Source organism: Phocaeicola sp. RTP21198st1_B8_RTP21198_201120 (assembly GCF_040929485.1).
In the GTDB taxonomy this organism is placed as follows: domain Bacteria; phylum Bacteroidota; class Bacteroidia; order Bacteroidales; family Bacteroidaceae; genus Phocaeicola; species Phocaeicola dorei.
The window spans coordinates 16,182-23,799 of the sequence record NZ_JBCOCI010000076.1 but is presented as its reverse complement, the minus strand read 5'-3'; the positions used below and the strand labels follow the sequence as shown (position 1 = coordinate 23,799).

The 7,618-nt window shown below is 40.4% G+C and carries 9 protein-coding genes; 1 reads left to right on the top strand and 8 read right to left on the bottom strand.

What is annotated here, in order from left to right; genetic code table 11:
• The 3 genes from AB5935_RS19475 to map all read right to left on the bottom strand — a co-directional run.
• Positions 1-326 (bottom strand): CinA family protein (locus AB5935_RS19475; RefSeq protein WP_368327526.1); only part of this gene is annotated, 326 nt, incomplete at its 3' end.
• A gap of 22 nt (positions 327-348) precedes the next feature.
• Positions 349-1,368 (bottom strand): tRNA (adenosine(37)-N6)-threonylcarbamoyltransferase complex transferase subunit TsaD, encoded by a 1,020-nt coding sequence (gene tsaD / locus AB5935_RS19470; RefSeq protein ID WP_005841268.1) that lies wholly within the window; start codon positions 1,366-1,368, stop codon positions 349-351.
• A 22-nt stretch (positions 1,369-1,390) separates the two neighbouring features.
• Positions 1,391-2,245 carry a type I methionyl aminopeptidase gene (map, locus tag AB5935_RS19465; protein ID WP_007835433.1) on the bottom strand — a complete coding sequence of 285 codons (855 nt, stop codon included), beginning with the start codon at positions 2,243-2,245 and terminating at the stop codon, positions 1,391-1,393.
• 237 nt (positions 2,246-2,482) lie between these two features.
• On the opposite strand from map, the gene AB5935_RS19460 reads away from it, so the two are divergent.
• Positions 2,483-2,701: a winged helix-turn-helix domain-containing protein gene (locus AB5935_RS19460; protein ID WP_005841264.1), complete on the top strand. Its 219-nt coding sequence runs from the start codon at positions 2,483-2,485 to the stop codon at positions 2,699-2,701.
• 59 nt (positions 2,702-2,760) lie between these two features.
• On the opposite strand, the gene AB5935_RS19455 is transcribed toward AB5935_RS19460, so the two are convergent.
• The 5 genes from AB5935_RS19455 to AB5935_RS19435 all read right to left on the bottom strand — a co-directional run bounded on the left by AB5935_RS19455 (position 2,761) and on the right by AB5935_RS19435 (position 7,270).
• Positions 2,761-3,312, bottom strand: a complete 552-nt coding sequence (locus AB5935_RS19455; RefSeq protein ID WP_005841261.1) for a sugar O-acetyltransferase — start codon at positions 3,310-3,312, stop codon at positions 2,761-2,763.
• Between the two features lie 12 nt (positions 3,313-3,324).
• A complete protein-coding gene (locus AB5935_RS19450; RefSeq protein ID WP_007849138.1) occupies positions 3,325-4,233 on the bottom strand; it encodes a DMT family transporter in 909 nt (302 codons plus the stop codon).
• A gap of 144 nt (positions 4,234-4,377) precedes the next feature.
• Positions 4,378-5,220, bottom strand: coding sequence for a glycine betaine ABC transporter substrate-binding protein (locus AB5935_RS19445; RefSeq protein ID WP_007835436.1), 843 nt, complete (start codon positions 5,218-5,220; stop codon positions 4,378-4,380).
• Positions 5,221-5,222: 2 nt separating this feature from the next.
• The gene (locus tag AB5935_RS19440) at positions 5,223-6,047 is read right to left on the bottom strand and encodes an ABC transporter permease (protein WP_007835442.1); all 825 of its coding nucleotides are present in this window, start codon (positions 6,045-6,047) and stop codon (positions 5,223-5,225) included.
• On the bottom strand, positions 6,044-7,270 hold the full coding sequence (locus tag AB5935_RS19435) for a glycine betaine/L-proline ABC transporter ATP-binding protein (protein WP_038609700.1): 1,227 nt from the start codon (positions 7,268-7,270) through the stop codon (positions 6,044-6,046). Before AB5935_RS19435 ends, AB5935_RS19440 begins: the two co-directional genes overlap by 4 nt.
• Between the last annotated feature and the right edge of the window lie 348 nt (positions 7,271-7,618).

Sequence of the window (7,618 nt, the reverse complement as noted above, 5' to 3'; positions counted from 1 at the left end):
CCTGTGGGCCCTGCGATACCTGAAGTTGCTACAGCACAATCAGAATTCATCGATTTCATCGCCCCTTTTACCATTTCGATAACGGTTTCTTCACTTACAGCCCCATGAGTTTCTAAAGTTCCGTGGTTTACCCCCAACAGATTTTCCTTTATTTCGTTGGAATAGGCGATAATTCCACCTTTAAAGAAGTGTGAACTTCCGGCAACGGCTGTAATAGCGGCCGCCACACTTCCTGACGTGCAACTCTCGGCAGTAACGAGTGTCAGGCCTTCTCTCCAAAACAAATCGTTAATCTCTTTACTTAAAAATTTACCTTCTACTGACATGTTGAAAACGGTTTTTAAATATTTAAATAGTTACCCGTGAATAAGCGGGCTTGTCTATAGTGCAAAAATCATTGTCCAGGTACTTGTAATAACCGGTAATTGCGATCATTGCAGCATTATCCGTAGTAAAGCTGAACTTCGGGATATAGATATTCCAACCATATTTCCCGGCATGTTCGCGGAATGAGTTACGAAGCCCGTTATTGGCTGATACCCCTCCGGCTACTGCCACTTCATTTATTTTGAGATTTTTGGCTGCTTTTCTCAGCTTATCCATTAAAATATCTACAATAGTCGCTTCTAATGAAGCAGCCAAGTCGTTTTTATGATGCTCGATGAAATCGGGATCTTCTTTCAACCAGTCACGCAAAGAGTATAGGAAAGAAGTCTTTAGTCCACTGAAGCTATAGTTATAGTCCGGAATATGTGGTTTACTGAAAGTGAACGCTTTGGGATTGCCTTGACGTGCCAGTTTATCAATGATAGGACCTCCGGGATAACCTAAGCCCATTACTTTAGAACATTTGTCGATAGCTTCTCCTGCTGCATCGTCAATAGTTTGTCCCAAAACTTCCATATCATTATAGGCCTTTACCAATATTATCTGTGAGTTTCCTCCTGACACCAGCAGGCACAAGAAAGGGAATTTAGGTTGGTTGTTGTCTTCTTCCGATTCTTTAATGAAATGGGCTAACACATGGGCTTGCAGGTGGTTAACATCAATCATTGGTATATTTAATGAACGTGCGAAACCTTTCGCAAAAGATACTCCGACCAGTAATGATCCCATCAAGCCGGGTCCTCGGGTGAATGCAACGGCGCTTAGTTGCTCCTTGGTAACTCCTGCCCTTTTTAAGGCTTCGTGCACCACCGGTACAATGTTTTGTTGATGGGCACGTGACGCCAATTCGGGAACCACCCCTCCGTAAGCTTCGTGAACAGCCTGGCTGGACACTACGTTGGACAACAATACGCCATTCTTGATAACTGCGGCTGATGTGTCGTCACAGGAAGATTCTATACCTAATATAATTGTATCCATATTTCTATACCTTAATTATATATTAATGTGTCAGAATTTCAAGTCCGTTATCTGTCATAACGAAAGTATGTTCCCACTGTGCAGACGGCTGTTCGTCTTCGGTGACTACAGTCCAGCCATCTTCCTCATCAATGAAGACTTCCCATGTTCCCATATTGATCATTGGTTCAATGGTAAAAACCATTCCCGGAACCAATAGCATACCAGTTCCTTTTTTCCCAAAATGTTCTACATCCGGTTCTTCATGAAACTCTATGCCTACTCCGTGTCCGCAGAGATCACGCACTACTGAGAATCCATTTTTTTTAGCATGTTTTTCAATGGTATGTCCTATGTCTCCCACAAAACCAAATGGTTTTGCAGCTTCCATGCCTATCTCCAAACATTCTTTAGCTACTCGTACCAGTTTCTCTTTCTGAGGTGTGGTTTTTCCAATGGTAAACATACGCGATGCGTCGGCATAATAACCATCAAGAATGGTAGTACAATCCACATTGATAATATCTCCTTCTTCCAGAATGTCGAATTCATTAGGAATACCGTGACAAACAACCTCATTGATAGAGGTGCAGCAACTTTTTGGAAAACCTTCATAACCTAAGGTTGCAGGAATGCCGCCATGATCTTTAGTGTATTCATAAACTAGTTTGTCTATTTCCAATGTGCTCATGCCTGCATGGATCTCGCGTTCTACAAGGTCTAGCACTCCGGTATTGATAATACCGCTACGGCGTATTCCTTCAATCTGTTCTGGTGTCTTAATCAGTTCACGTGAAGGCACCAAATGACCTCTATCTTGATAATAGAGAACCTTTTTATCTAACTCTGTGAGTTCCATACCTTTGGGCACTCTCCAGTTTATTTTATTTCTTTTCATATCAAAGGATTAATTGACTTACAAAGTTAGAGGAAATATTTGTAAAAATGGCTCATCCGGCAATAAATATCTTCATAAAAAGAGAATTTACATGAAATTTGACAGAAACAAATGTTAAATAATCATGTCTTTTACATGAATTTTATGTAGGAGAGTCTATTTTATTTTAATAAAAGGTTATATTTACCGCAAAAAAACTAAGCATTCTATTATTAACTTCTTTAATTGAACATCAAAATGGATAAACATCAAATTGGAGTAAACGCAGGAAAAGTTTGGAAACTGCTGAATGACAATAAACGGTGGAGTTATTGTGATTTAAAAAGAGCTTCAGAGTTGTCTGACAGAGATTTGAATGCAGCTATAGGTTGGCTGGCCAGAGAGAATAAAATAGACTTTGAATGTTCTAACGGAGACGATTGCCTGTTTCTGAGCGTCAATGTTTATATTGGCTGAATACGAGAAACAGATAATTATGTGGGGCCAAAACTTTCATAATTATCTGTTCTCTTTTTTTAATCAACTTTTCTAATCACTTTGGCTGGATTACCTACAGCAACGGAATTGTCGGGAATGTCTTTAGTAACGACACTTCCAGCTCCGATAATACAGCGATGACCTATTTTTACTCCGGGACAAAGAATAGCTCCTCCTCCTATCCAGCAATCTTCTCCGATAGTTACGGGATATGCATACTCTTTGGGTTCGCGTCGGGTTATGTAATCTACCGGATGATGTGGAGTATAGATCTGTACATTGGGTCCTATCAATGTATGTGCTCCTATGGTGATATATCCACCGTCTAAAAATGTACAGTTGGCATTCACAAAGACATGCTCTCCTAAGCGGATGCCGTGTCCATGATCACAGTAAAATGGTGGACAGATGACAGAAGTGGAAGGGATACCCGGCACTAATTCTTCCAGCACTTCCCTGAAACCATCATCGTATGTACTCATCATCCGTAATTGGGCCACTAGTTTTTTGGCGTGTATGAAACTGGCCTGTATTTCCGGTTTCTCCATATCGGCCAGCTGACTGTTACGCATTTTGTCTATCTCGTTCATAATTAAAGGGCTTTAAGATTTCGCCTCAAATGTAGGATTTGTTTTCCGTTCTGCCAAATATACACCACACAAGATAAGAAAACAGCCGGTAAGGGCTATCCAAGTTATCTTTTCATTAATAATGACCGCTGAAGTAAGAAGAGTTACCAAAGGGACGATATAAATATAGTTTGTACTTTTTACGGCTCCCAATTCCTTGACACATGCATTCCAGGCTATGAAGCAGAGCATGGAGGCGACAAATCCCAAAAAGAGAAGATTTCCAAACACGATGGGTTGCATCATCAAGACATTGTCCCAATTTAACGGACGGAATAAAAACATGGGCAGAATGGTCAGCACTCCGTAGAAGAATACTTTACGGGTAATGAATACGATAGAATAATGATTATCCAATTGTTTGAGAATAAGGCAATAAAATGCCCACATCAATGCAGCGGTCAGTGAAAGAATATCTCCCAAAGGATTAATTTTCAGAATGAAACTGCCGTTGAAAACAACTAGCCCCACTCCTATCAAAGCCATGATCGATCCGTAAACAAGATGGCGGGTGAAAGGTTCTTTTCTTCTGAACAAATAAGAAAGTAGTGTGGTCAGAACAGGTGATGTGCATACTATCAGAGACACGTTGGAGGCTAATGTGATACCGAGAGCCGTATTTTCAGTAATGAAATAAATAGTTCCTCCACATAATCCGGCCAATAAAAGTAACAATTCATCTTTTATTCTATTGGCAAATAGTTTTTTATAAGAAATACACCACATGCAAAGATAGGCCAGAGTGAAACGATAAAAGAAGATGTCGGAAGGACTTAATCCATGTTGGATTAGAATCTTAGTAGAAACAAAAGTAGTCCCCCAGATAGCTACAGTGATTATTGCCATTAAGTGATAGACGAACCTTGATTTGATTACATTCATAATTTATATGTGTTTTATTATGTTGCAAAGATAGGTTTTGTTTTCGAGAAACTTATCAAAATATATGGCATAGTTGAGCTGATACAAAGTTCGTTTGTTTTCTCACTTACCTTGGGCGCGGCCCTCAAGGTAAGTGAGATATTTCTATTTCTGGGGAATCCAGGAATCTACCAGCTCCTGATGTTCTTTTACCCATTTTTCCGCTCCTTCTTTTTCATTATATTCATTTTGTGATACATCATCCAGCAAGCTGCTGATTTCTTCGGTGCTCAGATGTATGTTTTCTATCAGTTTTACCACAAACGGGTGTTGCTCACCAAATCCTTTGCAGGCAATGGCTGTAATTGTTTCCGCTTTACCAAAAATGCCTTTCGGGTCTTCTAAAAATTTTAATTTAAAGCGGGTGAACATCCAATGGGGAGTCCATCCCGTCACCACAATCCATTGATGTTCGTCAATGGCCCTTTTTAGTACTGCGGTCATAGCCGGTCCGCTAGACTCCAGCAATTTGTAATCCAGATTGTATTTTTCTATGGCCATATCTGCAGCATGCATAATCCCTGCGCCGGCATCAATGCCGATAATCTCGCCTCCGAATTTTTCTTTGTTGGCATTTAATTGGTCAATAGAATGAATGTCCACATAATCGGGGACTACCAGACCGATACGGGCATCTGGATAGATCTTGCCTAAGATTTCCAGATTCTTTCCGTATTGTTTCATATAATCGGCCTGTGTGGCCGGTAACCAAGCATCCATCAGCAAATCTACTTTGCCACGGGCCATTGTTGCATAGATAGGAGCAGGATCAGCATTCTTTAAAATGACATGATAACCTTGTTGTTCAAGAATCACTTCCGTTAAATAGGTCAGAGCGATGCCATCGTCCCAGTTTATGTATCCAATGCTTATTGTCTTATCATCTTTTTTCCCGCTGCAAGAGGTAAGCAACAGGAGGAAAGACAAAAAATATAGTATTTTCTTCATGCTTATTTCCCTTTCTTTTGTTTTCCAAGTCCTTGTGTTATTCTATCCAGAATGATGGCTAGGATGACTACTGCGATACCGCCTTCGAAACCTAAACCTATTTTCATCTGCGTGATACCTTTCAATACGATTTCCCCTAACCCTCCGGCTGCAATCATAGCGGCAATGACCACCATGGAGAGCGACATTAGGATTGTCTGGTTTATACCGGTCATGATAGTGGGCAATGCCAGCGGTAATTGTACCTTGAATAATAATTGCATAGGTGTCGCACCAAAAGAGCGCGAAGCTTCTATAACATTCTTCGGTACTTGCTTGATACCCAGGCTGGTCAGACGCACTACGGGAGGCATGGCAAAAATAATGGTGGCAAAAGCTCCCGGAACGGTTCCCAGCCCGAAAAAGAGTACGGCAGGAATCAGATAGACGAAAGCAGGCATCGTTTGCATCAGGTCGAGGATAGGATGCAGAATTTTATCACATCGTTTGCTGTTTGCGCTCCATATTCCCAATGGAAGTCCCATGATAAGAGCGATGATGGTAGACGAAAGCACCAATGCTAAAGTCTGCATGGTTTCGTTCCAAAATCCCATTCCCCAAATCAGTAATAATCCTAAAATGGTAAAAATGCTGACTCCTTTTCCCGATTTATACCAAGCCAGGATGGCCAGCAATGCTATTGTTACATAAAAAGGTATCCACATCAATATGTTTTGGAACCCATCTATGAACCCGCCTATTCCAACATTGATGGCGTCGAAAAGAGGGGCAAAGTTTTCTGTGAGCCAGTTGATGGCTGTTTCTATATATTTTCCTATGTTTATCATAATTCGATAGCGTTTTGAATAAGTTCATTAATTTCTTCTTTATCTTTTCCGGTCATCTCTACTACGATGGACGATAGAGGAACCAAGCCTTTCAGTTCGCGTTCTTCATTTACCACATAAATGGGAGAATTGGTTTTCGTAATTAAGGGAAGCAGATCCTCAATCTTTGTGTCCTCCGTAACGGAATGTACTTCACTTTGTACGGCTTCCTTGATTGATTTTATACCTTTATGCCGAAGAATGGCGGCACTTTCCAATGTAATCTCTCCTATCAGCTTGTCATTTTCATCTATCACAGGAAGCACGGTAATATCTCTTTCTTTCATCTTTCTGATCAGAACCTCGGGACCTTCTTTACGCAGACGGGCTACGGCGGGACGGGTTATCATAATACTTCCTGCCGTTATGATTTTGCTCCGGTCCACATTTTCTACAAATCTTGCCACATAGTCATTGGCTGGTTCTGTTAAAATTTCTTCTGAAGTTCCGACTTGCACCACTTCTCCGTCTCTCATAATGGCAATGCGGTCACCCAGTTTAATTGCTTCGCTCAAATCATGCGTGATAAAGACGATGGTCTTTTTCATTTTGGATTGCAGCGCCAGCATTTCATCTTGCATTTGTACGCGGATCAATGGGTCCAAAGCGGAAAAGGCTTCATCCATCAGTAATATTTCCGGATCATTTGCCAAAGCGCGTGCCAACCCGACACGTTGCTGCATTCCGCCGGAAAGTTGTCCGACCATCTGATTCTGATATCCTTTCAGCCCGACTATTTCCATACTCTTCATGGCTTTTTTCTCACGTTCTTGTTTGGGAACTCCTTGGAGTTCAAGACCGAATGCAATATTGCTTAAAACACTGCGATGAGGTAACAAACCAAAATTTTGGAACACCATAGCTATCTCCCGGCGACGCATTTCCAACAATTCCTTATCAGATGCGGCAGTAATATCTGTTCTATTAATCAGTACTTGTCCTTTTGTGGGTTTGATTAATCGGTTTATGCAGCGCAATAAAGTTGATTTGCCACTACCCGATAGCCCCATGATTACGAAGAATTCTCCTTCTTTGATTGTCAGATTGGCGTTTTTAACTGCTACAGTACAATTAGTCGCCTTTAAAATTTCATTTTTGCTTTTTCTTTCTTTCAACATCCGGAACGCTTTCTGCTTTTCCGGACCGAAAACAAGATATAAGTCTTTTATTTCTATTTTGTTCATAGTCTATAATAGTTTAAATTAATTAAGAATAGGGAGGAATTGACGGAAGTAAATTGAGATGTCATCCGGTATATTTAACGAAACAAAATATAAAAAGGTTCATTATAAGATGAGTTTAATTGATCAGTAAATATGTTTCTTACAGCTTGTTATTGTTTACTCCCTACGGGAGTGGTTCAGAAAATCCGAGATTAAAAAAGATAATCAGAAAGCGTTTTCTATAAAACAGAAATTAAGTATTATCCTTTTGTCGAGCGTTCATTTTATTCTATCTTTGTCCCGCAAAACAGAATAAATATATGGATAGTATTTTAATTATTGATGATGAACCGCAAATACGCAAACTTC